Origin of the sequence: Paraburkholderia sp. MM5477-R1, from assembly GCF_050436385.1 — a bacterium.
GTDB classification, from domain to species: Bacteria; Pseudomonadota; Gammaproteobacteria; order Burkholderiales; family Burkholderiaceae; genus Paraburkholderia; species Paraburkholderia tuberum.
In genome coordinates this window covers 1,076,136-1,102,235 of record NZ_JBNDMC010000006.1, presented here as the reverse complement: position 1 = coordinate 1,102,235, position 26,100 = coordinate 1,076,136, and the positions used below count along the sequence as shown (strand labels likewise).

Here is a 26,100-nt window from a genome sequence, read left to right as displayed (position 1 = left end):
TGCCTTCACTGCGCCGCCACCGTTTCCCCCTGCTCCCACCCGCCCCCCAGCGACCGGTACAGCGCGATCGCCGAAAGCGCGTGCTCGCGACGGGCCTGGTTGAGCGACTCCGAGTCGCGCAGATACGCTTCCTGCGCGTCGAGCACATCGAGGAAGCTCGACGCACCGCCCTTATACAGCTCGGTCGACAAACGCAGCGCGTGATTCGACGCATCGAGCGCACCGGCCAGGCGCTGCACCTGCACCGCGCCGCTGACGAGATCGCTGCGATTGTCCTCGACTTCCTTCAGCGCCTGCAACATCGTCTGTTGCAAGCCGAGCTGCGATTCGCGCATGCGGCTCTCGCTCGCGTCGATGTTCGCGGTGATGCGCCCGGCGTTGAAGATCGGGCTCGTCGCATTCAACGCAGCGCTGAACAGATTGTCGGTCAGCGTCGGCAAGCCAAGGTACGACGATGCGAGCAGCCCATTCGTCAGGTTGATCTTGAACTGCGGATAGCGCTGCGCCTTCGATACCCCCACTTCCGCCGCACGCTGTTCGACGAGCGCATAGGCGGTGCGCACGTCAGGTCGATGCAGCAACGCGTCGGACGGCAACACCTGCGGCGCGCTTTGCGCAGGCACCGGAATCTCGCGCGCGTTGGAAAGCAGCAGCGTATCGAGGCTTTCCGGCGTACGCCCCGAATACACGGCGATCAGACTCAGTTGATGCTGCACTGCCGATTGCATACGCGGAATCTGCGCCTGCAAGTCCTGCAACTGATTCTGCGCGCGGGCGACGTCGAGCTGCGTCGACAGGCCGTAATGCAGACGCTCCTGCGTGAGCTTCAGCGCGCGGCTGCGAATCTGCTCGTTGTCGTCGAGGATCTGCAATTGCGCCTGCGCCCAGCGTAGATCGATATACGCAGCCGCCGTGTTCGCGGCGAGCGCGAGCCGCAACTGGTTCAGCGCCGCAACGCTACCCGACACCTGCGCCTGCGAGGCGAGCACCGCGAGACGTTCGCCGCCGAACACGTCCGGCGTCCAGCTCGCGGCGAGGCCGAAGCCGGCCTGGCGCACATAGCCGAGCGGCGGCGGCGTGTTCTGCCGCTCGGTCGATGCGCCCGCGTTCGCATTCAGCTCCGGCAGCAGCGCCGCGCGATTCTGCGTCACCAGGTCCTGCGACTGCTTCACGCGTTCGGCCGCGGCCTGCACGTCGAGGTTGCCGGTCAACACCGATTCGATCAGCTGATGCATCACCGGGTCGCCGAATTGCGCCCACCAGGCATCGGTGCTCACGCTGTCTTGCGGCGCGTCGACGCTCCACGCGGCCGGCGCGAGCGTCTGCACCGTATGCGGCAAATCCGCGTGCGTCGCGGGTTGCACCGCGCAGGCCGCTAGCGTCAGGAACGCCGCGCTCGCCAGTAACTTCATCACGATTCGTTTCATGTTGGTCTCCTAATGGGCATCGGGCGGTGGCGCGGTGTTGCCGAACGGGCGCGAAAACAGCACGCTCAGCAAGCCGACCACGAAGCACAGCGCAACCGCCAGAAAGGCGTCCGAGAATGCGAGCACCAGCGCTTCGCGCATCAATGCCGCGTGCAATTCGGCGAGCCCCGCACTCGCGGCGTTCAAGACGTCACCACCAACGGCCGACAGATACTCGGCCTGCTTCTGCAAGATCGATTCGACGACCGGACGGCCCGCATTCAGATGTTCGTCGAGCCGTTCGTAGTGCAGGTTCAGACGGTCGTTCAACATCGTGCTGCTGACCGCGATGCCGATCGCACCGCCGAGATTGCGCATCAGATTGAACAGCCCGCTGGCGGAGCGCAGCCGCGACGGCGGCAACGCACCCAGCGCCATCGTCACGATCGGCGGAATACAGAATTGCTGGCCAATTCCGCGCAACGCTTGCGGAATCAGCAACTGCTGCCAGCCCCATTGGTTCGTCAACGGCACGTACAGATAGCAGCCGATGCCAAACAGCGCGAGTCCGAACACCATCAGCATGCGCATATCGACGAAGCGCGCGAGCGTCGAGTAGGCGGCCAGCGCGAGCAGCTGAAAACAGCCAACGGACAGCAACGCGAGACCAATCTGCAACGAATCGAAGCCGCGCACGCGCGCAAGAAACACCGGCGTCAGAAACACGGTGCAGAAGATGCCGATCCCGGTAATGAACGACAGCAGACTGCCGATACCGAAATTGCGCAACGCCAGTGCGCGCAGATCGACGATCGGTTCCTTCGCGGTGAACGCATGCACGAGGAACAGAAACCCGCAGATGGCCGCGACCCACGCGCACAGCACGATCACGTCGTCGCCGAACCAGTTTTTGCGCGGTCCCTCTTCGAGCACGTATTCGAGGCAACCGAGAAAACCCGACATCAGCAAGATGCCGAAGTAGTCGCCCTTTTTCAGCAAGGACAGATCGACCTTGTCGATATGCACGTACTTCGGCACCAACAGCGTGACGGCGACGCCCGGTACCAGGTTCAGATAGAACAGCCAGTGCCACGACCATTGCGACGTGATCCAGCCGCCGATCACCGGGCCGATCGTCGGCGCAAGCGACGCAAGCGCGCCGATCGTCGTCGACGCGATCAAACGCTGCTTGCCGGGAAACAGCACGAACGCGGTCGTGAACACGGTCGGGATCATTGCGGCACCGAGCGCGCCTTGCAGACCGCGAAACAGGATCATCGAGTTGATGTCCCACGCGAGACCGCACAGCATGCTGGTGACCGTGAAGCCGAACGCGGAGAAGGTGAAGACCCAGCGCGTCGAGAACACGCGCGTGAGCCACCCCGACATCGGAATCACGATGATCTCCGCGATCAGATACGAGGTCTGCACCCAGGAGAGTTCATCCTGACTGGCGGACAGTCCGCCGCCGATATCGCGCAGCGACGATGCGACGATCTGGATATCGAGCGTCGCCATGAAAAAACCGAGGCACATCAGCGCGAATGCGAAGACCTTGGTGCGGGTCGGCTGGTCGGCGGGGTTGTCAAAAGCGTGAGCCATGATCGGTTCATCCCTGCGCGGCCGGATGGCCCGCATCGAGGTGCACTTTCACGGTCGCGGACAGGCCCGGACGCAGCACGCCCTGCATGTCCTTCGGCACGTCGAGGCGCACGCGCACCGGCACGCGCTGCACGATCTTCGTGAAGTTGCCGGTCGCGTTTTCCGCCGGCAAGACGCTGAAGGTCGCACCGGTCGCCGGTGCAAGACTGTCGACCACGCCGTGCAGCGTCGTGCTCGACGCATCGAGTTCGACGTCGACGCTGTCGCCCGAATGCATTTTGCGCAGCTGATCTTCCTTGAAGTTCGCGTCGATCCATAAACCGCTCGCCGGCACGACGGTCAGCAGCGACACGCCCGTGTTGGCGAGCAGCCCAACGCGAGCCGTGCGATTGCCGACATAGCCATCGATCGGCGAGCGGATCGTCGTGTACTCGACGTTCAACGCGGCAACGCGCTGCGCGGCCTGCGCGGTCGCGATGCGCGCTTTCGCGTCGCCGATCTGAGCGTCGAGCACCGCGATCTGGCGTTGCGCCGCGAGCAGCGCCGCGCTGCTGCGATCGACCGCGGCGCGCGCTTTGGCCAGATCGGCGTCGGCCTTCTCGACGACCTGGTTCGACACCGCGTCGTCTTTCACGAGCTCGCGGTAGCGCGTCTGGTCGGCGGCGCTGCGTGTGAGCTCGGCGCCCGACGCGCGGACCTCGGCGGCCTGCTCGTTGATCGCCGCGAGTTGCAGTGATTTCTTCGCTTCGAGTTCGGTGACGGCGGCCTGCGCGCTCTCGACTTCAGCGCTGGCCTGGGCGAGGCGCGCGTCGTAGTCGCGGGCATCGAGACGCACGAGCACCTGGTTGGCGTGCACGAACTCGTTGTCGTGCACGAGCACGTCGGTGACGAAGCCGTTGACCTTCGGCGCCATCACCGTGACGTCGCCGCCGACGTACGCATCGTCGGTGCTCTCGACGAAGCGGCCGACGAAAAACCAGTACGAAGTGGCCAGCGCCAACACGACGAGAACGGAGAGGATCGCGAGCAGCATCCACGGGATACGCCGCACCTGTCTGGCGGGTTGTACCGCGCTTGGCGGCGCGACGGTCGAAGGAGTTGTGGACATGGTGTCGATATGTGCGTATGCACTCTTCAGATTGAAAAAAACGGCGCAGTGCGCCGGCCTCCGCTATCTTCAGCGTTTATGTCAAAGCGTATCCCGGGTGATCGCAAACAGCTCGGTGCGCAGTGCAGCCGCGCGCTCCTCGCCGAAGCGGTGCTCGAACTCGGCCTGTGCGGCATACCAATGAGCGCGGCCTGCGTCTTGCCGCTCTTCGCCCGCGGCGGTCAGCGAGATCAGCAGCGCGCGCGCATCCGCGCCCATCGCCTCGCTCGACACCAGCCCGTCGCGTCGCAGCGGTTGAATCGTACGGACCAGCGTGGTGCGCTGCATGCGCATGGCCTCTGCAATCTGCTTCATCGTCATCGGACCGGTGCGCTTCAGGCGCCCCAGCAGCGAAAACTGCGTGATGGTCAGCCCGACATTCGACAGGTGCCGGTCGTAGATCTGCGATATGTGACGCGCGGCCTGGCGGATCGCAAAGCAGTCGTCGTCGAAAAGCGCTTCCATTCGCTGCACTTCCTTTGCTCGTTAGTGCATATGCACATTAAGAGGCGTCAGAAAACCCGCCGAAGCGGGTTCCTACGCGCGATCTAACCGGTGATGCTGAACAGCTCGGTACGCAGCGTCTTTGCGCGGGCGCGGCCGAACTTCTTTTCGAATTCGTCCTGCGCGGCGCGCCATGCGACGGAGGCCTGATCGAACGTCGTCTCGCCTTTTTCCGTCAGGCTGAACAGCAACGTGCGGTTGTCGTGGTCCGCCGCCTCGGCCAGCACGAGGCCGTCGCGCTGCAGGGGCTTCATCGCGCGGACCAGCGTGGTGCGCTCCATCACCATCGCGTCCGCGAGCTCCGCCATAGGCAGGTTCGGTGTGCGCGCGAGCTTGGCGAGGATCGTGAACTGCGCAGCGGTCAGCCCGACGCTGCCGAGATGGCGCTCGTACATCTGCGTGACGTGCCGCGCCGCCTGGCGCAGCGCGAAGCAGTTGCATTCGTCGTAGGAGAGAGGACGGTTCATGGAGCGAAGTTTATGTGTGCATATGCACTGCGTCAAGTTTTTCGAATGGCAACGGGCAAATGCCTCACCCGTTGCGCTACGGCGCGCCTTCATCTTGCGACTTGCCAGCTGTAATTGTTATGTTATAACATGACCAAAAATTGGCGCTCCAGCCCTGCCGTTTTTCACACCGGCCCACCGCGACGCCCAACAAAATCCGTCCGACCTATGAGCGGACAGTCCATGCTCAACGACCACTTATGACCGTCATCGCCATTACCGTTCTCATCAAAAAGTAGGCCTGATCGACGGGCCTGCTATCGCGCGTCGTCAACCTCCAGTTCGCCTGTCCTTCCCCTGCCGGCCAGGGGCGAGGTGGGTGAGCTTTTGCCGAACGCTTCTATTTATCAACGCATCGTCCTTAGCGCGAGCAACAACAATGAAAAACCGCACACTGACCGCACAGGCGGCGATCGTGTTCTGTACCGCCATCTCGAACGCATGGGGCGCGCCAGGCAACGCCATATTGACGGGCACGGTCTCCGATCCCGCGGGCCATCCCGTCGCTCACGCGAAAGTGGAGGTACAGGACGCGAGCGGCGCCTCCATCGGCGCGTCGAACACGGACACGTCGGGCCACTTCTCGATCGACGGCGTGGCGCCCGGCACGTATGCGGTCGTCGTCACCGCGGCCGGTTTTGCAAGCGGCAGCAGCATCGCGACCGCCCAGTCCGGCGCCCCGGCGAGCGTCAGCGTACAACTGCAAAAGAGCGACACACTCGATGTACAGGTCAACGCACAACGTCTGAACGCTGCCCGCAACGGCTTGCTGCCCGAAACGGGCAGCAGCGTCTATCGCTTCACTCAGGCGGATATCGCCACGATGCCGGCGGGCGCGAACACGCCGCTCAATCAGGTGCTGCTGCAAGCGCCCGGCGTCGCCAACGACTCGTACGGCCAGCTGCACGTGCGCGGCGAGCACGCCAATTTGCAATACCGGATCAACGGCATCATCATTCCGGAGCCGATCAGCGGCTTCGGCCAGTCGCTCGACACGCGCATCATCGATCAAATGAACCTGCTCACTGGCGCCCTGCCCGCGCAGTACGGCTACCGCACGGCCGGTATCGTCGACATCCGCACCAAATCGGGCGACATGGGCAGCGGCGGCTCGATCGACGTATTCGGCGGCAGCCATCAGACCGTCAAAACGAGCGCCGACGTGTTCGGCAGCGAGGGACCGTTCAGCTACTACCTGAGCGGCTCGCTCGGCATGAACAATCTCGGCATCGAGAATCCGACGGCGAGCGCCAGTGCGATTCACGATCACACGCGCCAGGGCAATGCATTCGGCTATCTGTCGTATCTGATCAATCCGCTCACTCGTGTGAGTCTGTTGTTCGGCGCGACCAGCAACCAGTTCGAGATTCCGAACACGCCGGGGCTCACGCCGAACTTCGCGCTCAACGGCCACAGCACGTTCGATTCGTCGCAACTGAACGAAACGCAATCGGAGCTGAACAATTTCGCGGCGCTCGCGCTTCAAGGCACCAACGGCGGCGCGCTCGATTACCAGGTCGCCTTCTTTACGCGCTATACGCGCACGAAGTTCAACCCCGATCCGATCGGCGACCTCATGTTCAACGGGGTAGCATCGGAGGACTTCCATAGCAACACAGCCAACGGCGTGCAGGTCGATACGACCTGGCGCATCAACGACAGTCACACGGTTCGCGCGGGCGTCTTCTTCCAGCAGGAACACGCGATATTCGACAATAACGTGTCTGTGTTCCCCGCCGACGCGGACGGCAACCAGCTCTCCGACGTGCCCTTCAACATCCAGGACAGCAGCAGCAAGACCGGCTATCTGTACAGCCTGTACGCGCAGGACGAATGGAAGCTGACCGACCGGCTCACGCTGAACTATGGCTTGCGCTACGACCGCATGGACGAGTACACGAGCGCGAGCCAGTTGAGCCCACGCGTCGGCCTCGTCTACACGCTCACGTCGTCGACGACGCTGCACGCCGGCTACGCGCGCTACTTCACGCCGCCGCCGTTCGAACTCGTGTCCGGCTCGACGATATCGAAGTTCGACGGCACGACGAATCAGAGTTCGGTAACACAGAACGATCCCGTACAGCCGGAACGCAGCCACTATTTCGATCTCGGCATCACGCAGAAACTCGGCCCTGCGGTCACGCTCGGACTCGACGCGTACTACAAGAAATCGACCGACCTGCTCGACGAAGGACAGTTCGGCTCCGCGCTGATCTACACGCCGTTCAACTACCAGTACGGCAGAACGTATGGCGTCGAATTCACCGCCAACTACAAACAGGACAATCTCTCCGCGTATCTGAACCTCGCGTATAGCCGCGCGCAAGGCAAGAACATCAACTCCGCGCAGTTCAATTTCGGTGCGGACGAACTGGCGTACATCTCGAACAACTGGGTGTACCTCGATCACGACCAGCGCGTGACCGCATCGTTCGGCGCGGCATACGACTTCCACCAAACCACCTTCACGTTCGACGGAATCGTCGGCTCCGGCCTGCGCAGCGGCTTTGCGAACACCGACCGCCTGCCCGTCTATGCGCAGTTCAACCTCGGCGTAATCCAGCACTTCAACGAGCCGATGATCGGCAAGTTCGACGCGCGTCTGGTGGTGATCAACGCATTCAACCGCGTGTACGAGTTGCGTGACGGCTCGGGCATCGGCGTCGGCGCGCCGCAGTACGGTCCGCATTTCGCGGTTTATGCGGGCGTGACCAAGTACTTCTGATCGACGGCAGGGAGAATCATCATGCAGGAATGGACAGGCTTTATCGCGGCGATGCGCACCGGCGGATGGATCATGTATCCGCTCAGCGTGCTCGGCGTGCTCGCATTGACCATCATCATCGAGCGGGCGTATGTGTTTGCCCGCTTCGCAAGCGCACCGGCGCGTGTTTTGCAACCCACGTCGTCAGCCGATGACAACCGTCTCGACCGCCTCGCGCCGCACCACGCGTTTCGGCGCATGGCCGCACCGTGGCTGTCGGAATCAGACTCGCCGCTGTGGCTGCGCGAGGCGTCGGCGCAATCGATCGCGTCACAGATCGAGCGCGACATGGGCCGCGGTCTGTGGCTACTGGAGACGATCGTCACGGCGGCGCCGCTGCTCGGCTTGCTCGGCACGATCGTCGGGATGATGAAGTCATTCCAGCTGTTCGGCGGCAATGGGCTCGTCGATCCGGGCGGCGTCACGGGCGGGGTGGCGCAGTCGCTGGTGGCGACCGCGATCGGACTCATCGTCGCGGTCTTCGCACTGTTCGCGTTCAACTATTTTTCACGGCGGCTCGAGCGTCTGATGGATGAACTCGAACTATTCGCCAACGCGCGACTCAGCGCGCTGCGCCTGCAACAAGAGGCGCGAGGCGAGCGCTGATGAAACTCAAACGCTCGCGCGCCTCGCGGCGCGGCCGCATCGAAATCATTCCGATGATCGACGTGATGTTTTTTCTGCTCGCGACCTTCATGCTCGCCTCGCTGGCGATGCAACGTCTCGACGCGGTGCGGATCAATCTGCCTTCGGGACGCGCGCAGCCGATCAGCACGAGCGAGCCGCTGACGATATCGGTGAATGGCAACGACGAGGTCTCGGTCAATCGCCACGTCGTTCGCGCGGATCAGATCGAGCCTGAAGTGAAGCGCCTGCTGCGCGCGGACGGCAACGTCGTCATCGCGGCCGACGATCACGCGGGTCACGGCGCGGTCGTGCAGGCCATGCTCGCGGCGCGACGCGCGGGCGCCGAACACTTTCTGATCGCCGTGCATCGTGATTAAAGCTTGCCGCGAGCTGTTCGGGGGGCACGTTGTGGGACCGCTGGGTACCGCCGTCGCTTGTCTGATCTCGCTGGGTATCTGGCTTCTGGTGCTGGTGGCGCTGTCGTCCGGGTTGCTGAAGTCGAGTCAGCCAGCCCCACCGCCTGCTCCACTGGATATGCGCGTGGTCGTGCTCGACGAGCCTGCGCCGCCTGAATCCCGTCCGTCGCAAACTCCGGTTGCGGTTCCAGCGGAACAGGCGCCACGGCACGCGCAGACGCAATCGCGTACCTCAGCGCATCGCGCGGTGCCGCCTGTGCCAACCAGGCCGCAGACGCTGACGACGCCCGCTGCCGCAGCGCCGTCGGTACCGGTTGCTAGTCAGGCACAACGCCCGTCGCAAGATGATCAGCCGGAACAAACGGCCGCCGCGGGATCGCAGAAATCGTCCGCACAGCACGACGCCGCTCCAGCCGCCTCGGCAAGCTCCAACACCGCCGCCCGCTCCATATCGCAACCGCTACCGACGCTGCCCGACGACTTGCGCGAGCAGGCCTATCAGACGATCGCGACAGCCCGCTTCACGATCCACGCCGACGGCTCGGTCGATGTCGAGCTCATTCACGCGACGCCGAACCCCCGTCTCAATCAGTTGCTGCTCGACACGTTGCGGCGCTGGCGCTTTTTTCCCGCGCTGCGCGATGGCCGGCCCGTCGAAAGCACGCAAAACATCCGCGTGCATTTCAACGTCAGTTGAACAGCGCCTACTGGCTTGCGCAGGTGAAATTCGCCGCGACGTTCACGTCGCCCGAGCCGTTATAGCGCGGAAAGGTCGGATATTGGCACAGCGGCCGTGTGCGTCCGGGCACGCCCGCCGTATCGGCGACGATCTGCGCGGGCGGCACCACGCCGTTTTCGACCCAGTTTTCGAGCGTCGTCAGCGAATCCCACGAGGCGTTGAACACGGTGCTGAGCGCATGGCCATAGCCGGGAATCTCGTAGAAGCGCACGAAGTTCGCCACGGTGGACACGCCCATCGTCGCTTGCAGACGCTGATAGTACTGCTCGGTCGAACGCGTGCTGACGAGCGCGTCGGCCATGCCGTGCGCCATCAGGATCTTGCCGCCCTTCGCATTGAAGGCCGACAGATCCGTCTTGTTGACGTCCTGCAGGCCCGTCAGCTGACTGATGCGCGCCTGCAGACTGCCCGGATTCTGCGGATCGACGGCGAGCGAGTTGTAGTTCGGGTCGCGCGTGACGAAGTAGCGGATCCACTGGTCCCAGAACACGCTCAGATACGGCGCGGTCGTGGGCATCGGCGATGCGGGCTGTGACATGCCGAGCGCGAGCGTGGTCACTGTCGGCTGCAACGCCGAAGGATTCGCGATGCCGAGATCGGCGCCGTACACGTTGAAGCCCGGATACTGCGTCTCGCCGCTCGCGAGGGTGTAGCCGAACGTGATCGGCGTGTTGTACACGTTCAGCGCCGCGATCTGCGCGTCGGACAGACAGGTGTTGCCGGTATCCGCGCCGCCCGCGCAACGCAGCGGCGTGCCGTTCAGCGTCGCCGTCGCGGGATTGAAGGTCGCGTTGCACGCGGCGACGTTGCTGATCAGACCGTCGGCAACGCCGTCGAGCGCGTCGCAACTCGCGAGCACCGTGTCGAGCAGCACCTTGCGCTTCGCCTGGTCGAGATAGGCACCCGGCGCCGCCAGTGCGCGCGTGATGCGGCCGAACTGCAGATCGAGGCTCGCGGCCGCCCATGCCGGATACAGCACGATCGAGCCGTCCCAATCCTGCGGCCAGCGTTGCACCACCGCCAGCGCCTCGCGTCCGCCCGACGAGCCGCCCGCGAAATACGCCCGCTTCGGCGCCTTCACCGCGTAGCGCGCGTCGATCAGATAGACGGCCGCGTCGCGGGTTTTCTTCAGTGCGTCGCCGTTGAAGTTCTGCATCGCTTCGTCGTTCACGCCGAACGACGCGTCCTCGCTGCCGAGCGCATTGGCCTCGTGTCCCGAGTCACTCGCGAACACCGCGTAGCCGCGGCCAAGCGGAGTCAGTTGCGCGGTCGGGCCGGCCGGCACGTTGCCTGTCGGCGCGGGAATCGTGCCGTCGTAGCCGCCGCCGCCGAACATCATGATCTTGCTGTTCCAGTTGGTCGGCATCGCGATCTGGAATTTGATTTGCGGCGCCGCGGGATCGACGGGACTGATCGCGCCGCTGACGAGGCAATACTCGCCGGTCGCTTGCGCGCCCGAGCCGGACGCGGGCATCACGGTCGCCGCAGTCACAGTCGCGCCAGTGGTCGGCAAACCGATTGCTGACGCCGGCACGTTCTTGCCGGTCAACTGCGCGCAGCCAAGCGGCGCGGCGGCGGTCGACTGAATGTTGTCACTGCCCCCACAGCCGCTCAACGATAGAACCGCGAGCAATGACGCGACGGAAATGACCGGAACAAAAGAGAAGGATGACGGAACGGCGCGCTGCATGAGCATGACTGTCTCCATCTTGGTTTAGAGACGCGGTCGCACGAGTCGGCTTCATCTCGCACGCCGTGTCTGCGCTGGGGGATGTGAGGCGCGAAGGTATACGGCAATGCGGTGCGTAGCAAGCGGCGTGCCGCGAGCCGCCGGCGGGCCACGCATGCATTGCAGCCAGGCGTCGGTTGCGATCCGGAAAGCGCGTAAGAGTCGACTTTGCAATCGGCCTCGCTGCCGCGCTCGCGATAGCCTTCAACGCAGATCCGCACGAAGATCGCGCACGCCTTTGCCGAGCCGTTGGCGCAACAGCGTGCGCAACGTGGCACCGTCGACATAGCCGACCTCGGCCGCAATCGCGTCGATGCCGAGGCCGCTGCCATGCAGCAGCGACTGCGCATACTCGACACGCAGATCCTGAAAGTAAGCCAATGGCGATTTGCCGAGCACGTCCTGGCAACGACGCTGCAGCGTACGCGCGCTCGTCGCCAGTGCGGCCGCAGCATGCTGCAGCGAGAACCCTTCCTTCAGATGATCGCGCGCCCATCGCTCGAAACGCTGAATCAGCGGATCGGCCTGAGCCAGATGGTTCGGGATGATGTACGGCGCCTGCGATGAGCGCAGGTCGGCGAGCAGGTAGCGCGACACGAGCGTAGCCAGCTCGGGGCTCGCGCGGCGGATCAACCACAGCGCGAGATCGAGATGCCCCATCGCCGCGCCCGCAGTCACACCGACGTCCGATGGCACCAGCATGCGCGACTCGTCGAGCAACACGGCCGGATAGCGTTGCCGGAACAATGGACCCAGCCACCAGGTCGTGGTCGCTTCGCGATGATCGAGGAGTCCGGTTTCCGCGACGAGGAACGTGCCGATGCACGACGCGGCGATCAACGCGCCCTGTGCATGCCATGCCAGCATCTGCGCCCTGGCGTCGCGCACGTCCGGCCGCTCGAACGCGGGTACCAGTTGCTCCGGCGTACCGGTACTGAGCGCGGGAATGATCACCCAGTCCGGCTTCAGGTCCGCGGTGATCGCTTGCACGGGGATGGTCAGCCCCTGCCCTGAGCGAACCTTCTTGCGCACGCCGACGACCGACAGTTCGAAGTGCGGCCGCCCGCCCATCTTCGCGGCCGCGAACCGGTTGGCGAGCGAGAACGCGTCGAGCATGACGGTGAGACCGGTGTCGAACAGCCCCTGCAAGGCGAGCACGGCGATGCGCATGGCGTAAATGCCCCTAAAGTTGTCATTTGCGACGATACAGCTTTTCCCGGCCGAGGGCTACAGTGAGTCCCGTTGTACATCGCAACCAACGTCGACCCAGGAGGTCACTGATGAAAGTTTTCGCCATCGCAACCGCACAACCGACCCTCACCCCGGACAAGCTCCAGCAGCACATGCCCCACGAGGTGCCGGCCACGCTCCAGCTTTATCTCGACGGCAAGGTCGAGCAGTTCTGGTTCCGCGACAAGGCCGGGCCGATTTTCCTGATGAACGTCGGGTCGGTCGACGAGGCCAAGGCAATACTCAACGCGTTGCCGCTCGTGGCTGACGGGCTGATGAAGTATGAATACCTGCCGGTGGGACCGCTCGCGCCGCTGGGGCGGCTGATTCAGAAGGGGTGAAGTCACGCTGGTGGGGAGCCGTGCCGCCAATGTGCCTGGCGGCACGTTTGAAGAAGCATTACTGCCCGACCTTCTCCGATTCGACGACCAGGTCCAGCACATAAGCGACCGACGGCCCATCGGCAGGCGGGTTCCTGACTGTGAAACGCTTCACGCGCACGACGTTACGGATGCCCGGCGTGTGCGTATAGCCTTCGATATCCTGATTCAACGGGTGCCACGGACCAGGCGTGCCGGTCGCCAGGCCCTGCTCGTCGAAGAAGCGATCGCGCACGAGCAGACATTGCGCGTTCGGCATCAACGGATGGTTGCACGGCACGGACTGCGCCGCCACTTCAAGGAACGCTATTTGACCGGGGCCGCCGTAGCGCATCTCGGCCGTGGGCACACCGGTAAAGCTCAGCGTGTCGCCGCTATCGGTGACCAGTTGCAGGCTCGGCGCGTTGTCCCGCGCGAGCAGGGTCACGTTGACGCTGCCGCGCACACGCTGCGAGATCGCATCGTCGAGTGCGGCAAGCGCGGCATCGTGGCAGGTCATCATCGTGCTGACCATCGGGCCGATCTGCAAATACCCTTTCCTGACGGTGTAACCCGCTCCCATGCTGTTGCAGCTATTGACGACGGTGATCCGGTACGGACTGAAGTCGAGCTGCACTGGCCTGTCTGGGCGGACGAACAGGGCATCGATGTGCGTGCCATTGCGATCGATCGCGTTGTTCAGTTGCCAGTGGTATCGGGTCAACAGATCGGTGCCGGTCGGCGACGCCGGGTTGGCGGCCGCCGTGGTTGCCGATGGCGCCGGTGCTGTCACTTCCGGTGCCTGTGCGCAGGCGGCGAGAACGAGCGGCAGAAATAGCATGCAGTATTTCACGTCGGCACCTCGCTGAGTTCAGTGGTCGTTCCGGGCGTTTGCTCGCGTCGTCGGGCCAAGGGGCGCGAGAATCAGGTCGCATGCACGAAAGCCGGAAGTGCCAGTGAAGGGTACCACCCGGCCGCATCAGGCCGGGATTGCGCACCTGCTTCGTTCAGGCCGCGAGCATCGACTCGACGACCGACAGCATAACGCAGGTGGAAGGCGTAAAAACGTCGCTCGATGCTGATCGGATTCCTCGTTACGTGGCCGAACTGCGCCCAGTGCAGCAGGCTACGCCTGGGAGATGTCACGGCCGACGGAAGGACGGGCGTGACGCCGCTTCAGCCGAGGGCGCAACATCAGATAGAAGGCGGCAACATGCGTGATCGCCAGCGTCGGCACATAGATGATCGGAATCGCGTACAAGGCGCCCAGCTCGCCTGCATGCGCGGGGAGATCGGCCGCGGTTGCGTGGTAGTAGTCGATGATCAGGTCGGCCATACCAACAAGATTGAAAGCGACGACGAACGACCAGAAAAGCGGACGTATCCGGGCCGTCAGCAACGCCAGCATCGCCAGCACCCCCGTGGCGAAATCCCCATAGGCGGCGAACACGGCGAAGCTCGCGGACAGTTGCGGACTGACGACACCAGGCAACAGAAAGGCGAGCCCGAAGAAGCGGAAGCTGTGCAACGTGGCGATCGCGCGTTGCGCGTCGAATGGAGCCATCGACTTGAGCTTCGGCCACACGTAGGTGCCGAAGCACAGCAGCCAGGCGAGATAGCCCAAAACGAGGTGCAACTGGAACAGAAGCCGCGATGACATGGTGCCTCCTTGTCAAGTGTTGGATGCGCAGGTGTTAGGTGTACCATCGTCTCGCGCGGGTGACTATTCCTCACAATGTTGACAGGCTATGAAGCAGAACTTCACAGTCAGGCAGGGCGCGCTCGACGGCGTCGAAGTCTTCCTCAGCGTTGCCGAGCATCGCAGTTTTCGCGGGGCCGCCGCGCAACTGGGCGTGACGCCGTCGGCCGTCAGTCAGGCGGTGCGTGTGCTCGAAGCCCGCCTCGGTGCGACGCTCTTCATCCGCACCACGCGCAGCGTCGGCTTGACCGAAGCCGGCGAGCGCTTTCTCGCTCGGGCCAAGCCCGCCTTCGAGGAACTCGTCGCCGCCAGCGAGGTGGCGCGCGGACTCGGCGAGCGACCGTCCGGCCTGTTGCGTCTTTCCGTGCCGCGTGCAGTCGTGCCGATCCTGCTGGAGCCGCTGATCGCGTCATTCTGCAAGGCCAATCCCGAGGTCGAGGTGGAAATAGCGGCCAGCAAGGAGCTGATCGATCTCGCGACGGAAGGCTTCGACGCCGGCATCCGGCTCGGTCAGTTCGTCGCCGCCGACATGGTCGCGGTGCCGCTCACGGCACCGTTCCGTTTTGTCGTCGTGGGAAGTCCTGCCTATTTCGCGGCGCGCGGCCGCCCCGAGCAAATGGACGATCTGCGCGAGCATGCATGCATTCGCTGGCGGCGCTCCAGCGGCGCGCTCGCGTTGTGGTCGTTCAACGACAACGGCCAGCCGATCGAGATCGCCGTCTCCGGTCCTTTCATCGCCAGCGATTTTGCGAGCGTGCTGGGCGCGGCGATCGAAGGCGTTGGCCTTGCCCAGCTACCCGAGCCGATGGCCGCCGAGGGGTTGCGAACGGGAAAGCTGGTGCACGTTCTGAAGGCGTACGCGCCGATGGTCCCGGGCGTGTTTCTCTACTATCCGAGCCGCCGCCAGATCATGCCGAAGCTGCGTGCGTTCATCGATCATGTGAAGAGCCGCGCGCCGCGCTCGATGCCTGGCGACAGTTGACGAAGTTGATGATGTCGTCGAGGAAGCTCAAAGGTCTTCGCATAGCCGTCGCTCGGACCGGACACCGAAGCAGTAACCCACGATCAGCATGCGGTTCATGAGCTCCGGCGTTTTGGCAGCGAGCTGATAGGCGCGGCCATGCGAGCTTTTGTTCGTCAGCGCAAGCGTTCTCAGCGTCTCTACGCTCAAGCCGCTTCCAGCTTGCGAGATCGGTCGCGTTTGTCCTGAGCCCATCATCTGCAGCAGTTTGCGGATTTTATGCCGATGGTGCTTCGCTCTCGTGCCGCGATTTTTTCATCGTCGCCGGATCGCGCACGATGGTGACCGCGCACGGCGCGTAGGCGAGCACCTGGCGGGCGACCGAACCGATCAGCCAGCGATCGAACGGCGTATGTCCGCGATGCCCCACCACGAGATGGTCGATAGCATGCCGCTCCGCGTACAGCACGATCTCCTTTGCCGGCGGGCCGACCACGAGATCGAACTCCACGGCCCCGATCGAAGCGGCGAGCTTCGCCTTGATGTCGTCGAGGATCGCGGTGGCATGGCGCACTTCCAGATCGATCAGATTTTTTCGCTCAACTTCTATCGCACCCCAGTCCGGCGTGCGCGCGACGACGAGCACATGCAAGCGCGCGTCGAAACGCTTCGCGAGATCGACCGCGAAAGCAACCGCATATTGCGCGGACGCCGACCCGTCATAACCTACCAGCACGTTCTGCATGATTTGCTCCTGTGCGGTTCAAACTGGGCCGTGACTTTGTTGGACGAAATGCATCGAGCCATTTGCGTGAACCGCGAGCGCTCCCCGACTTCACGGCGTCGGCGCGAAAGCATGCGCGAACCACTCGCGAACCCGCCGCGTGGATTGTCATGCGGACGACGTCGGCACCTGCGGTGTTGAATCAGTTGTCGTCGCTTCTGGACGGGAGGTGCTCGTGAGGCTCGGGCTCTGCCGCGTCGGCGTTAGGAAGGTCGTCTGGGGCCGGATTTTTCAGGCCCTTCGGATCGGGCTGGCGAGTCTTGCCGGCGGAAGTTTTCGCGGGGTCGAGAGAGGTGCCGGTCGGCTCAGCGGATGGATTGGAGGTCATGATGTGCTCCTGCGCTGATGAATACAGCTTCTACCATGATAGTTCACCTGGCCGATTTGAGTCATACGCGCTGTCACGCCAGCACTACTGTCACGCCCGCCCGCTGTTTCTAGCCACGCTAACCACAGGATCGCCCCGCGCGCCTTTTGTTGCCGCTGGCGGTGCACGCAAGCGGGCCTACCGAGGAAAATTCCGCGTTCCGAACCACACCGAAAAAAGCACAGGAAGAAACGCCCGCTGGCCCACGTGAGGACGCGGGCGGGAGTCGTAGGTTGATGGAATCATTGCACATAGCCTTACTGCGGGCCGGCGCCTTGCTTGAAAGCATCACACGGCAACTGCCAGTCAATGGGCAACGTCGGGATCGACTCGGGGTAGTCCGATGACAGTGCCAAATGGGCCACCGTCTCGTCGTACTCGTAAGCCTTACCCTCGTTGGCCAACTGATGCACCGTCGTCCGGCACACGCGCCCGATGATTGGCGTAGTTCGGCCCCAGTTCCAGCCGTTCGACACGGGCATTCAAAATCGTTTAAAACATAGTCAGACATGACTCTTTCTCATCACTCACCCTGACGGGTGCTCTTGCGATAGTCAAAAGGACTACTGCCGGTCCAATGTTTAAATGCGCGGCAGAAACCGGTGGCGTCGGAAAAGCCAAGATCGAACGCCGGCACTGCCACGTTCGTGTTCGAGTTTGTCAGCCGATGGACAGCGATATCCCTTCGCGGTCCGTCTTTCACGAGCTGGAAGACTGGACATTCAGCGCATTTCATCACGGTTCCATCGTGGCTAAAACGCGCGACTATCTTGAACAGAATATTGCGCAGCCGGTAACCATACAGGATCTTGCGCAGGCATTGCACACATCTGTACGCACGCTCAACCGTAGATTCGCCGAGGAAGGAACGCACCCGAGTGCCTCCGCGCACCAGACTAGCGATAGTTCACGAAGTCGATCAGGTCATTGAGGAACCAGGGCAGAATAAGTTGCGTGTCGGAATAGCTGGTGCCGACAGTGAGTCTCGGTGGTCTTGACGTGGAGTCAGCGGACGGTGCGCCGTCTGGAACATGCAGGATGTAGACGTTCGTATCGACCGCCGGCTGATTGTTCGCCGGAGTCGATGTGCAGCCGGTAGCGAGAACGACGAGAACTGCTGCCAAGCAACGAGACTTCATGAGCGGGTGAACTCCGGCGACGTTTTCTACATTATGGCTGAACTGACTTGAATACCGGCAACGAACTGAACCCCATCGCAAAGTCAACACCGTTACGCCCAATGCCGTCCGATGTGCGCCCGCCGCCGACGATCGTCCCAGGGCTGGTGGCCGAACAGATGTACCCGGACGAGCTACACAATGGACCGAACCGCCTGAGTGCGCGACTAGGGCTCGCGCAGGTGGTCGGAAGAAAACAGAAGCACGCACTCGAACAGCGTTATGGTTTTCGCCGCCTTGATGTAATCACCCGGTGGGAGCAGCAATCGCAGGGCTTATCTGGACCGCACAGCCACGGCGAAGGAACGTGATGGCCGGATTGCCGGCGCGAATTCGCTAGACTGACGCGGATGTCGCCGGCCGGCCAATTTGAGACGATCGCCCGGCAGCCCTGAATGTCCGCTTGCAAGTTTGCTACGGCCCGACGCGATACCACATCGAACGTCACGTCGCGCAAATTTCTCAAAGCTGGTCAGCCGGCATATCCGGAGTGCGATGTCACGGAGCCGGACCGCCGCCTGGTGCCACCCGCGAAATCGCGTCGAGAAGATCTTTGGCTACAAACGGCTTGATCAGCAATTCCTGGCCGCCAGCGCACGCGACGGCGCTGCGCGTTTCCGGATTGTCGTGCGAGGTGATGAACACGGCTGGAGGACGACGATAACCGAGCTGCTCGTAGAATCGGGGCCCTGAAATACCGGGCAGTTGAACGTCCAGCACAAGGCAGTATGGTACGCGCATGCAATTCGCGTGGGAGTATGCCTCGGCGCTGCCGAACAACAGGATGTCGAAGCCCGAAACGCGCAACAGGCGCTGCAATGCCCGACCCATGCCGGCGTCGTCTTCGACGATCACGATCAACTGTCTGGTATGGTTCATTGCCCGCCAAGGTCTCGTGCCTCAAGTTTCGTGTGAGCCAAGGTCCGGCGCTATCAGGGCATGGGGCAATCCGGTTGCCCTTTGGGGCAAGCCGGGTTCAGGTCGAGGCGTGTGCGCGAACAATTGGCTCAGCCAGTATCACCAGATCGGCGAACGAATTGGCGTGCAGCTTGCGCATGAGGTCGGCCCGGCACGATTTGATGGTTCGTTCGCTCACAGCCAGTTCCGCGGCGATCTGCTTGTTAAGGCGACCAGCGACAATGCCGCGCAGTACCACAAGCTCGCGCGCGTTCAGATGGTGTGCGTCGGCCAGTTTGCCCGGCTCGGCCGGAGAAGGAACAACGACTGCGGCCGCGAGCGCATTGTCTATCGCGGCGAAGAGAGTCTGCGCCTCGATTGGCTTGACGAGGAAGTCGCATGCACCTGCCTTGATCGCCATCACCGTTCTGGGAATATCACGGTGCGCGCTGATGAAGACGATGGGCATCTGCCTGCCCAGCCGTTGCAGCGCGTGCTGCAAGTCGAGGCCGCCCGGGCCGGGCAGCTCCAGGTCCAGCAGCAGGCAGCCTCGCGACGGGTCAAAGTCTGCGACGAGAAATTCCCCGGCGCTCGGATAGCCCTTTACTGTATATCCTGCCTGAGTCAGCAGTCGCGTCAAAGCGGTGCGCATGGCGGGATCATCGTCAACGACATGGATGACCGTTGCGGCGTGAACAATCACGGTTGTCCTCCTTGCGGCATCGGCCGAGCCTTCAAGGCGGCCTTTTCAGTGGATGTATCGAACTCTGCCCGAACCGGCGAGAGCGTGTGTCCCGCGACGGACGGCAGCCACACGGTGAATACACTACCGCCGCCGTCTCGAGGCGCGCCCCAGACCCGTCCACCGTGCGTTGAGACGATAGTGCGCACAATCGAAAGTCCAAGTCCCATGCCCTGCGGTTTGGTCGTGAACAGCGAGTCAAAGAGCCGTTCTGTGGCATCTGCCGGAATGCCGTGCCCACGGTCGGCGACGATCAGCTCGTAGCCTGTTCCCGCCACCCGGGTCGAGATGGAGACAATGCGCTCCGCGACGGGCGTCTCCTCCATCGCGTCCATTGCATTAATGACGAGATTGACCAGTACCTGCTGAAGTTGCACGCGGTCGCCTAGCACGCAGGCGTCTTGCGCCGCTAGATTCGACTCGACGGCGATGCGTCTGCGTCGCGCTTCGAGACCGAGCAAGGCCAGCCCTTCGTCGAACGCCGAATTGAGGTCGAGTGGGACCAGGTCGAGTGTATGCTTTTGCAGGAGCGCCCGAAGTCGCTGCACCACCTGGTTTGCGCGAAGCGCGTCCCGACGTATGTCCGCAAGGATAGAGTGAAGTTCGTCCTCCTCGGGCTCGTCTTCGAGCATCATGCCGGCCGCGTCCGCATTGCTGAGAATCGCGCCAAGCGGCTGGCCGATTTCATGTGCGACAGATGCGCTCAGTTCACCCGCTGAAGCGAGCCGTGCCGCGCGAGCCAGTTCGTCGGATCGCAGCGTTGCTTCATCCTCGGCGATGCGGCGGCGCTTGCGCTGCCAGAGCAAAGCCGCAATGGTCAGCGCCTGCAGCAAAACAACTGCAGCCGCGCCGAGCACGATTACCCGGTACTCCCGCCAGAGCGAAGGGCGCACGTTGATCAACTCACAACCATCGGGCAGTCCGGTCGCGTGTAGCCCGAAACTCTCGATCATCCCGAGGTCCGCAATGCAGTGAGACATGCTGGCCGATGAGACGGCACCTTGGCGGGGCGCCTTGCCGAGCAGAATCGATGCGGCGAGCGCACCGGTATTACGGCCGTTGGCATCGAAGCTGACTACCGAACCCGCCATCATCCCGTGACCGATATAGGTGGGATACCAGCCATATATCGGGGCGCCAGAGACCTTTGCCATCGGCTCGACGACCTCGTAGGGAAAAAAGGTCCGACCGGTGCGATCGCGATACATCGTCGTATAGAGGACGGCCGCGTTACGGTCGAGCGCGGCAAGGCGCTGCTGCAGTTCGGGGACGGCCAGGCCGCTCCACACATCGACGGTCCACTGGCGTGACATGCGCGCACGCGCCGTATCGGCAGCGCGCTGCGCGAACCGGAGGTCCAGTTTCGCCGAGCCGGACACTATGACGAGACGCCGTGCGCCCGGTTGAAGAGTCTCCGCTAGCGCGAGAGTCCCATCGACATCGAAATCCGTCGGCACGTAGGCGAAGGCCGCAGGAATGTCTTTTTTCCGGCTTTCCGCGACACTGGAGATCACGACCGGTACGCCCGGCCAGATCTCGTCGTGGTAGCGCTTCGTAAAGTCGAGTGCAAAGTCTGCTAACCCGATCACTACGTCGACCTGTTTATGTTCGTATTTCCTCTTCAGAAGCGCCAGAAAGCTCGGCATCAATTCGGCGTTGTCGAATCGTAAATCGTCAAGTGAGTCTGTGTAAAACTCCACACCGCCCGGAGCGGCAGCGGCAATCGAATGGCGTATCGCGCGAATCTGCTCCTGGGCCGCCGGCTGGGTGGGGTCCGCGCCTGGCAGAATGACCACCCGCCAGGTGTGTTCCGCATTAGCGCACGTGCAGAAACCGAGCATGACCAGAAACACCCAATGCATAATGCGAGCCTGCGCGAAGGCTCGCCGCGCGCGGGCTGCCGCAACGATCGTCGGGGCGCTTTCCTCTTTCATGGCTCTGACAGGACTTGTGCGTCATGCTAACTATGCCAGAGCCTTTTACCATCCGAACAGCTTTAATCAGTTGATTGTCCGCTAAGGACTACTGTTTCTTTGATATGCAAAGCAGATCATCTATTCGCAGACCGCATAAATCCACATACGCTGTTGACATCGCAGTGCAGCATTCACGCGATAGGCTATATAGTCCGACGAAGTGGCCGACGTCATCACGGCTTGTGCAAAGATTGCGCGCTGCTAATCAGGTTTTGCGGGATCACACGGATGATGCCGTTGCGAGGGCTATCGATGTCCGCAATCAGCATGAACGAGAGCGACACGGTCAGCGGCATGATCAGCAAGAAGCGGTTTTTGCCGGTCGAATTCTTCACTCCGTAACCCACCAGCACATTGGCGAACACGCCAATCAGCAGCATCATGATCCAGGCGGCCAAGGGAATCCGGTTGAGCCATGCCGCCTGTGTGTAACCTTGCGTGTTGATCACGTCGTTCATGCCCGCCACCGCGAGGGCAACCACCGGGCTGGGCTGCGTCACAGCGCCGCTTCTGGCCGAAGACCACAACCGGCGTTGCAGATCCGCAGTGGCAGCGTCGATCTGCGCGACGCGCTGCGCGTCGCGAGTCTGGTAGTACTCGATTCGCAAGTCGAGATACTGGGCGAGGTCCGCGCGGATTGCTGCGGCTGCACTCTGCGGCAAAAGATCCGCGCGGATAAATTCCGTCCCGATGGCGTTGGCTTCTTCCTCTTCGTAATTCTTTCGCTGGTCGTAGCGGCCTACCGCCATGGACAGACTGAAACCGACGACCAGCGCTAGCAGCGTCAGCGTGGCGGACTGCACAATCCTGAAGTCGTCGAGCGAGTCTTCGTCGAGCGTAATTCTCCTACGTAGGACCGAGTTTCCGAACTGGGCGGCCAGCGCCATCAGTGCGAAGGAAGCGACCAGCAGAATGAGGGGATGTCTGATGAGTTGCTGCATGCATTGCTCCCGGTGAATCCACTCGCCCGGCGCGTCACAGCCACGATGCGAGATTGCGGTACTTTATTATGCATCGCTCACTATTCCAGATTAGCGGCTTATCGGGGAAACGGTTGATAAACGGTAGCATATCGGCGAAGAGAACCGATTTCCCTAGTATTCGCGAGGCGATCAGCACGGACGTCGTCGTGGGAATCGACAAGCCGGTGCCTTTTACCATCAGGCTGCGAATCAGCGACACAACATGGAGAATAAAAAAGAAGAACAGAGTCGGCGGCATCGCCTTCATGATTTCGCGCTTGATTTTGCCGGGCAGCGTGCTCACGATCCGATCCTCTCTTCCACAGGCGGCTATCGATGGGAAGCCCGCCAGCGGCGGACGAGCGTCGTCATAACAGGTGAATTTCAGTTACCGTCCCGGCCGGGGACGCCGATGACGTATCGCCCGGCAACTGCACAGATCAATGTAGTGGCCATCTATGTGAAAGAAAAGGCACGAATCTCGTATTGCCCGAAGGGGCAATCGGCTTGCCCCAAGTACCTATAGCACCGCACTGCCTTCCGGGCAAAAAATGCGCAGTGTCGAACATGCTATCGCGCAGAGGGAATGTCGATACCTGTCAATTGATACCCGGGATACATGATGAAACCTGAAACATGCTTCGTGGCGCCAGCTAGGCCGGTCAAACGCGCGCCTTTCGCTTTGGTGGCCGCCGCGTTGTTGAGCGTTGCGATAAGCGGCCAGGCACAAACGGATTCGCAGCAGCCCACGCGGCCTAACATCGTGCTGATTGTAGGCGACGACGTGGGGTGGGGTGATCTTGGTGCCTACGGCGGCGGTGAGGGGCGCGGTATCCCGACTCCCAACCTCGATAGACTGGCTGATGAGGGCATGACATTTTTCGACTTCTATGGCCAGCCGAGCTGCACGCCAGGCCGGGCGGCCCTTCAGACTGGCCGCAACCCGAATCGTAGTGGCATGACGACCGTAGCGTTCCAGGGGCAAGGCGGCGGCCTGCCTCATGCGGAATGGACGCTGGCTTCCGTGCTGAAACTCGCGCACTACAGCACGTATTTCACGGGTAAGTGGCACCTCGGCGAAGCGGACTACGCCCTTCCGAATGCACAGGGCTACGACGACATGAAGTACGTAGGCCTGTATCACCTGAATGCGTACACATATTCCGACCCCAAATGGTTTCCTGAGATGGATCAGCAGACCCGCGACCTGTTCATCAAGGTGACTACGGGCATGCTCTCCGGCAAGGCGGGTGAAAAGCCTCACGAAGACTTCAAGCTGAACGGCCAGTATCAAAATGAGCCAGACAAACGAATTGTCGGAATTCCGTTTGTCGATCGATACATCGAGAAAGCCGCACTCGACGATATCGACGATGCCGTCCAACGTGGACAGCCTTTCTTCATCAACGTGAACTTCATGAAGGTCCACCAGCCGAACATGCCCGATCCCGACTACATCGGCAAGTCTTTGTCGAAGTCCAAATACGCCGACTCGCTGGTTGAACTGGACGCGCGTGTCGGTCACATCATGGACAAGCTTCGCGAGAAAGGACTAGACAAAAATACGCTCGTATTCTTCACGACGGACAACGGCGCCTGGCAGGACGTTTATCCAGATGCGGGCTACACCCCCTTCCGCGGCACCAAGGGGACCGACCGCGAAGGTGGGGCACGTGTTCCTGCCATCGCGTGGTGGCCCGGAAAGATCAAACCGCACACGAGAAACTTCGACATCCTGGGTGGTCTCGACTGCATGGCGACCTTTGCAGCATTGGCGGGCGTAGATTTGCCCAAAAATGATCGTGAAGGCAAACCGATCGTGTTTGACAGCTACGACATGTCGCCCGTGCTGTTTGGCACAGGCAAGAGCAAGCGTAATGCGTGGTTCTACTTCACCGAAAACGAACTGACGCCGGGTGCCGTGCGGGTCGGACAGTTCAAGGCGGTGTTCAACCTGCGCGGAGATGGAGGCAAGGATACGGGCGGTCTGGCGGTGGACACCAATCTCGGCTGGAAGGGACCGGAGAGCTACGTCGCCACCGTTCCGCAAGTATTCGATCTGTATCAGGACCCTCAGGAGCGTTACGACATCTTCATGAACAACTATACGGAGCACACCTGGACACTTCCTACCTTCAATGCCGCGGTCAAAGGTCTGATGCAGACCTACGTCAAGTATCCGCCGCGCAAGCTGCAAAGCGAAGGGTATTCCGGGCCGATCACTCTCACACAGTACGAACGGTTCAAATACATTCGGGACGAACTGAAAGAGAATGGCTTCAACATCCCGCTGCCAACTGGAAACTGATCAGCTGAATGTGCCGGACGATCGGAGCGCCCTCCGCTTGTCCAGGGGTGGCAATGCGCGAGGTGATACTTTCAGCTGGCTGAGGATAACAATGCGTATCATCGAACATCGCACGTGGTCACGGCATGCGTCCCGTCATCTGGCGGGATTGATCTTATGCGCATGCGCGGCGATGAGCGCGTGTGTCAGCCACGAAGCGCCGTCAGCGGATTCTGCGATGGCGCACGCACAGCAGCAGGCGCTTTCAAGAGAGCTATCGACGAAAGCATTGCCTTCGTGGCAGGACGGCGCTGCTCGGGATGCCATTTTGAAGTTCATCGCCGACGTGACGCGCAAAGGTTCGGCAACCTACGTGGCGCCAGAAGCACGAATCGCGGTCTTTGATAACGACGGCACGCTCTGGAGCGAGCAGCCTATGCCTTTCCAGTTGTCGTTCATGATCGAGCAGGTGAAGGCCGCCGCGCCACGACACCCCGAGTGGCAAAACAATCCAGCATTCAAGGCACTTGTCGTGCACGACACGGCTGCGCTCGCGCAGAACCGGAAGGCACTCCTGAAGATTATCGGTGTGGCCAATAGCGGCATGACGACTGACGAATACGACCAGTCCATCCGTACATGGCTGGCCAGTGCGAAACACCCGACGCTGAACCGTTCCTATACCGAACTCGTCTATGGGCCGCAACTCGAACTGCTCGATTTACTGCGGACGAACGGCTTTAAGATCTGGATCGTTTCGGGCGGTACGGCGGAGTTCATGCGCGTGTGGGTGACCGAAGCGTACGGCGTGCCGCCTGAACAGGTGGTAGGCACCGAAGAGAAGCTGAAGTATGAAGTCCATGACGGCAAACCCGTGCTGATACGTCAACCAGGCTTTGATTTTGTCGACGACGGACCGGGCAAACCTGTCGGCATTTTTCGCGCGATTGGCAAGCGTCCGATCCTCGCAGTCGGCAATTCCGATGGCGATCGGGAAATGCTCGAATACACAGCGAGCGGGCCCGGCGAAACGCTTGCACTGCTGGTGCATCATGACGACCCCGAGCGCGAGTTCGCCTACGACCGCCAATCTTCAATGGCACGGCTCGACAAGGCGTGGGACCAGGCCGTTGCGCGCGGCTGGGTTGTTGTCAGTATGAAGCGGGATTGGAAGACGGTGTACGCCCCGCTTCGAGGACAGCGATCGTCGCAATGACC

28 protein-coding genes and 1 pseudogene are annotated in these 26,100 nt (G+C 62.1%); 9 read left to right on the top strand and 20 right to left on the bottom strand.

Annotated features, from left to right (window positions below):
- Nucleotides 1-5: 5 nt before the first annotated feature.
- The 5 genes from OKW35_RS23430 to OKW35_RS23410 all read right to left on the bottom strand — a co-directional run bounded on the left by OKW35_RS23430 (nt 6) and on the right by OKW35_RS23410 (nt 5,126).
- Nucleotides 6-1,427 carry an efflux transporter outer membrane subunit gene (locus OKW35_RS23430; protein WP_429553253.1) on the bottom strand — a complete coding sequence of 474 codons (1,422 nt, stop codon included), beginning with the start codon at nt 1,425-1,427 and terminating at the stop codon, nt 6-8.
- Between the two features lie 9 nt (nt 1,428-1,436).
- Complete coding sequence (locus OKW35_RS23425) at nt 1,437-3,008, bottom strand: DHA2 family efflux MFS transporter permease subunit (protein ID WP_429553252.1); 1,572 nt, start codon at nt 3,006-3,008, stop codon at nt 1,437-1,439.
- 7 nt (nt 3,009-3,015) lie between these two features.
- A complete protein-coding gene (locus OKW35_RS23420) occupies nt 3,016-4,116 on the bottom strand; it encodes an HlyD family secretion protein (protein ID WP_429492605.1) in 1,101 nt (366 codons plus the stop codon).
- 81 nt (nt 4,117-4,197) lie between these two features.
- The gene (locus tag OKW35_RS23415; RefSeq protein ID WP_090807154.1) at nt 4,198-4,620 is read right to left on the bottom strand and encodes a MarR family winged helix-turn-helix transcriptional regulator; all 423 of its coding nucleotides are present in this window, start codon (nt 4,618-4,620) and stop codon (nt 4,198-4,200) included.
- An 83-nt stretch (nt 4,621-4,703) separates the two neighbouring features.
- Nucleotides 4,704-5,126 (bottom strand): MarR family winged helix-turn-helix transcriptional regulator, encoded by a 423-nt coding sequence (locus OKW35_RS23410; RefSeq protein ID WP_090807156.1) that lies wholly within the window; start codon nt 5,124-5,126, stop codon nt 4,704-4,706.
- Between the two features lie 418 nt (nt 5,127-5,544).
- Here OKW35_RS23410 and OKW35_RS23405 point away from each other — a divergent pair, with 418 nt between their 5' ends.
- The 4 genes from OKW35_RS23405 to OKW35_RS23390 are packed head-to-tail and all read left to right on the top strand — an operon-like array spanning nt 5,545 to nt 9,669.
- The gene (locus tag OKW35_RS23405; RefSeq protein ID WP_429553251.1) at nt 5,545-7,890 is read left to right on the top strand and encodes a TonB-dependent receptor; all 2,346 of its coding nucleotides are present in this window, start codon (nt 5,545-5,547) and stop codon (nt 7,888-7,890) included.
- Between the two features lie 21 nt (nt 7,891-7,911).
- Nucleotides 7,912-8,535, top strand: coding sequence for a MotA/TolQ/ExbB proton channel family protein (locus OKW35_RS23400; protein WP_090807159.1), 624 nt, complete (start codon nt 7,912-7,914; stop codon nt 8,533-8,535).
- On the top strand, nt 8,535-8,933 hold the full coding sequence (locus tag OKW35_RS23395; RefSeq protein WP_184007118.1) for an ExbD/TolR family protein: 399 nt from the start codon (nt 8,535-8,537) through the stop codon (nt 8,931-8,933). Before OKW35_RS23400 ends, OKW35_RS23395 begins: the two co-directional genes overlap by 1 nt.
- A complete protein-coding gene (locus tag OKW35_RS23390) occupies nt 8,926-9,669 on the top strand; it encodes an energy transducer TonB (RefSeq protein WP_429553250.1) in 744 nt (247 codons plus the stop codon). Before OKW35_RS23395 ends, OKW35_RS23390 begins: the two co-directional genes overlap by 8 nt.
- A gap of 7 nt (nt 9,670-9,676) precedes the next feature.
- Here OKW35_RS23390 and OKW35_RS23385 read toward each other — a convergent pair whose 3' ends face one another.
- Together OKW35_RS23385 and OKW35_RS23380 are read right to left on the bottom strand one after the other, a co-directional pair.
- Nucleotides 9,677-11,401: a tannase/feruloyl esterase family alpha/beta hydrolase gene (locus OKW35_RS23385; protein ID WP_429553833.1), complete on the bottom strand. Its 1,725-nt coding sequence runs from the start codon at nt 11,399-11,401 to the stop codon at nt 9,677-9,679.
- Nucleotides 11,402-11,644: 243 nt separating this feature from the next.
- Nucleotides 11,645-12,610: a GlxA family transcriptional regulator gene (locus OKW35_RS23380; protein ID WP_429553249.1), complete on the bottom strand. Its 966-nt coding sequence runs from the start codon at nt 12,608-12,610 to the stop codon at nt 11,645-11,647.
- A gap of 110 nt (nt 12,611-12,720) precedes the next feature.
- Between OKW35_RS23380 and OKW35_RS23375 the strand changes: the two genes are divergently transcribed.
- Nucleotides 12,721-13,011 (top strand): hypothetical protein, encoded by a 291-nt coding sequence (locus tag OKW35_RS23375; RefSeq protein WP_184025141.1) that lies wholly within the window; start codon nt 12,721-12,723, stop codon nt 13,009-13,011.
- Nucleotides 13,012-13,069: 58 nt separating this feature from the next.
- Here OKW35_RS23375 and OKW35_RS23370 read toward each other — a convergent pair whose 3' ends face one another.
- Complete coding sequence (locus OKW35_RS23370) at nt 13,070-13,882, bottom strand: DUF4377 domain-containing protein (protein ID WP_429553248.1); 813 nt, start codon at nt 13,880-13,882, stop codon at nt 13,070-13,072.
- A 273-nt stretch (nt 13,883-14,155) separates the two neighbouring features.
- Nucleotides 14,156-14,689, bottom strand: coding sequence for a hypothetical protein (locus tag OKW35_RS23365; protein WP_090807165.1), 534 nt, complete (start codon nt 14,687-14,689; stop codon nt 14,156-14,158).
- Nucleotides 14,690-14,777: 88 nt separating this feature from the next.
- Here OKW35_RS23365 and OKW35_RS23360 point away from each other — a divergent pair, with 88 nt between their 5' ends.
- Complete coding sequence (locus OKW35_RS23360) at nt 14,778-15,710, top strand: LysR family transcriptional regulator (RefSeq protein ID WP_187618716.1); 933 nt, start codon at nt 14,778-14,780, stop codon at nt 15,708-15,710.
- Between the two features lie 30 nt (nt 15,711-15,740).
- Here OKW35_RS23360 and OKW35_RS23355 read toward each other — a convergent pair.
- The 6 genes and pseudogenes from OKW35_RS23355 to OKW35_RS23330 all read right to left on the bottom strand — a co-directional run.
- A pseudogene (locus OKW35_RS23355) lies at nt 15,741-15,818 on the bottom strand (transposase); the annotation flags it as partial.
- A gap of 148 nt (nt 15,819-15,966) precedes the next feature.
- Nucleotides 15,967-16,434, bottom strand: coding sequence for a universal stress protein (locus OKW35_RS23350; protein WP_184063493.1), 468 nt, complete (start codon nt 16,432-16,434; stop codon nt 15,967-15,969).
- A 181-nt stretch (nt 16,435-16,615) separates the two neighbouring features.
- Nucleotides 16,616-16,801 (bottom strand): hypothetical protein, encoded by a 186-nt coding sequence (locus tag OKW35_RS23345; protein ID WP_090807171.1) that lies wholly within the window; start codon nt 16,799-16,801, stop codon nt 16,616-16,618.
- A gap of 296 nt (nt 16,802-17,097) precedes the next feature.
- Entirely contained in the window at nt 17,098-17,322 is a 225-nt protein-coding gene (locus tag OKW35_RS23340; RefSeq protein WP_184063490.1) for a hypothetical protein, read from the bottom strand.
- Between the two features lie 41 nt (nt 17,323-17,363).
- Nucleotides 17,364-17,714, bottom strand: coding sequence for a helix-turn-helix domain-containing protein (locus tag OKW35_RS23335; protein ID WP_429553247.1), 351 nt, complete (start codon nt 17,712-17,714; stop codon nt 17,364-17,366).
- A gap of 22 nt (nt 17,715-17,736) precedes the next feature.
- Entirely contained in the window at nt 17,737-17,964 is a 228-nt protein-coding gene (locus OKW35_RS23330; RefSeq protein ID WP_429553246.1) for a hypothetical protein, read from the bottom strand.
- Nucleotides 17,965-18,026: 62 nt separating this feature from the next.
- Here OKW35_RS23330 and OKW35_RS23325 point away from each other — a divergent pair, with 62 nt between their 5' ends.
- Nucleotides 18,027-18,329: a hypothetical protein gene (locus OKW35_RS23325; protein WP_429553245.1), complete on the top strand. Its 303-nt coding sequence runs from the start codon at nt 18,027-18,029 to the stop codon at nt 18,327-18,329.
- Between the two features lie 187 nt (nt 18,330-18,516).
- On the opposite strand, the gene OKW35_RS23320 is transcribed toward OKW35_RS23325, so the two are convergent.
- The 5 genes from OKW35_RS23320 to OKW35_RS23300 form a co-directional block, all read right to left on the bottom strand.
- Complete coding sequence (locus tag OKW35_RS23320) at nt 18,517-18,873, bottom strand: response regulator (RefSeq protein ID WP_429354189.1); 357 nt, start codon at nt 18,871-18,873, stop codon at nt 18,517-18,519.
- Between the two features lie 121 nt (nt 18,874-18,994).
- Complete coding sequence (locus OKW35_RS23315; RefSeq protein ID WP_429553244.1) at nt 18,995-19,618, bottom strand: response regulator transcription factor; 624 nt, start codon at nt 19,616-19,618, stop codon at nt 18,995-18,997.
- Entirely contained in the window at nt 19,615-21,591 is a 1,977-nt protein-coding gene (locus OKW35_RS23310) for a sensor histidine kinase (RefSeq protein WP_429553243.1), read from the bottom strand. The genes OKW35_RS23315 and OKW35_RS23310 overlap by 4 nt, the downstream gene beginning before the upstream one ends.
- Before the next feature lie 215 nt (nt 21,592-21,806).
- Nucleotides 21,807-22,574 (bottom strand): hypothetical protein, encoded by a 768-nt coding sequence (locus tag OKW35_RS23305; RefSeq protein ID WP_184046580.1) that lies wholly within the window; start codon nt 22,572-22,574, stop codon nt 21,807-21,809.
- A gap of 34 nt (nt 22,575-22,608) precedes the next feature.
- A complete protein-coding gene (locus OKW35_RS23300) occupies nt 22,609-22,899 on the bottom strand; it encodes a hypothetical protein (RefSeq protein ID WP_429553242.1) in 291 nt (96 codons plus the stop codon).
- A 315-nt stretch (nt 22,900-23,214) separates the two neighbouring features.
- Here OKW35_RS23300 and OKW35_RS23295 point away from each other — a divergent pair, with 315 nt between their 5' ends.
- Nucleotides 23,215-24,903 (top strand): arylsulfatase, encoded by a 1,689-nt coding sequence (locus OKW35_RS23295; protein ID WP_429402745.1) that lies wholly within the window; start codon nt 23,215-23,217, stop codon nt 24,901-24,903.
- A gap of 91 nt (nt 24,904-24,994) precedes the next feature.
- Complete coding sequence (locus OKW35_RS23290) at nt 24,995-26,098, top strand: HAD family hydrolase (protein ID WP_429553832.1); 1,104 nt, start codon at nt 24,995-24,997, stop codon at nt 26,096-26,098.
- The last annotated feature ends 2 nt before the right edge of the window (nt 26,099-26,100 follow it).

What these genes read in the sequence shown, in the direction of transcription:
- OKW35_RS23345 (WP_090807171.1), bottom strand. Translation starts at nt 16,801, where the DNA reads ATGACCTCCAATCCATCCGCTGAGCCGACCGGCACCTCTCTCGACCCC.
- OKW35_RS23400 (WP_090807159.1), top strand. Translation starts at nt 7,912, where the DNA reads ATGCAGGAATGGACAGGCTTTATCGCGGCGATGCGCACCGGCGGATGG.
- OKW35_RS23295 (WP_429402745.1), top strand. Translation starts at nt 23,215, where the DNA reads ATGATGAAACCTGAAACATGCTTCGTGGCGCCAGCTAGGCCGGTCAAA.
- OKW35_RS23350 (WP_184063493.1), bottom strand. Translation starts at nt 16,434, where the DNA reads ATGCAGAACGTGCTGGTAGGTTATGACGGGTCGGCGTCCGCGCAATAT.
- OKW35_RS23430 (WP_429553253.1), bottom strand. Translation starts at nt 1,427, where the DNA reads ATGAAACGAATCGTGATGAAGTTACTGGCGAGCGCGGCGTTCCTGACG.
- OKW35_RS23385 (WP_429553833.1), bottom strand. Translation starts at nt 11,401, where the DNA reads ATGCAGCGCGCCGTTCCGTCATCCTTCTCTTTTGTTCCGGTCATTTCC.
- OKW35_RS23340 (WP_184063490.1), bottom strand. Translation starts at nt 17,322, where the DNA reads ATGCCCGTGTCGAACGGCTGGAACTGGGGCCGAACTACGCCAATCATC.
- OKW35_RS23395 (WP_184007118.1), top strand. Translation starts at nt 8,535, where the DNA reads ATGAAACTCAAACGCTCGCGCGCCTCGCGGCGCGGCCGCATCGAAATC.
- OKW35_RS23380 (WP_429553249.1), bottom strand. Translation starts at nt 12,610, where the DNA reads ATGCGCATCGCCGTGCTCGCCTTGCAGGGGCTGTTCGACACCGGTCTC.
- OKW35_RS23420 (WP_429492605.1), bottom strand. Translation starts at nt 4,116, where the DNA reads ATGTCCACAACTCCTTCGACCGTCGCGCCGCCAAGCGCGGTACAACCC.
- OKW35_RS23425 (WP_429553252.1), bottom strand. Translation starts at nt 3,008, where the DNA reads ATGGCTCACGCTTTTGACAACCCCGCCGACCAGCCGACCCGCACCAAG.
- OKW35_RS23415 (WP_090807154.1), bottom strand. Translation starts at nt 4,620, where the DNA reads ATGGAAGCGCTTTTCGACGACGACTGCTTTGCGATCCGCCAGGCCGCG.
- OKW35_RS23290 (WP_429553832.1), top strand. Translation starts at nt 24,995, where the DNA reads ATGCGTATCATCGAACATCGCACGTGGTCACGGCATGCGTCCCGTCAT.
- OKW35_RS23410 (WP_090807156.1), bottom strand. Translation starts at nt 5,126, where the DNA reads ATGAACCGTCCTCTCTCCTACGACGAATGCAACTGCTTCGCGCTGCGC.
- OKW35_RS23365 (WP_090807165.1), bottom strand. Translation starts at nt 14,689, where the DNA reads ATGTCATCGCGGCTTCTGTTCCAGTTGCACCTCGTTTTGGGCTATCTC.
- OKW35_RS23310 (WP_429553243.1), bottom strand. Translation starts at nt 21,591, where the DNA reads ATGAAAGAGGAAAGCGCCCCGACGATCGTTGCGGCAGCCCGCGCGCGG.
- OKW35_RS23305 (WP_184046580.1), bottom strand. Translation starts at nt 22,574, where the DNA reads ATGCAGCAACTCATCAGACATCCCCTCATTCTGCTGGTCGCTTCCTTC.
- OKW35_RS23360 (WP_187618716.1), top strand. Translation starts at nt 14,778, where the DNA reads ATGAAGCAGAACTTCACAGTCAGGCAGGGCGCGCTCGACGGCGTCGAA.
- OKW35_RS23375 (WP_184025141.1), top strand. Translation starts at nt 12,721, where the DNA reads ATGAAAGTTTTCGCCATCGCAACCGCACAACCGACCCTCACCCCGGAC.
- OKW35_RS23405 (WP_429553251.1), top strand. Translation starts at nt 5,545, where the DNA reads ATGAAAAACCGCACACTGACCGCACAGGCGGCGATCGTGTTCTGTACC.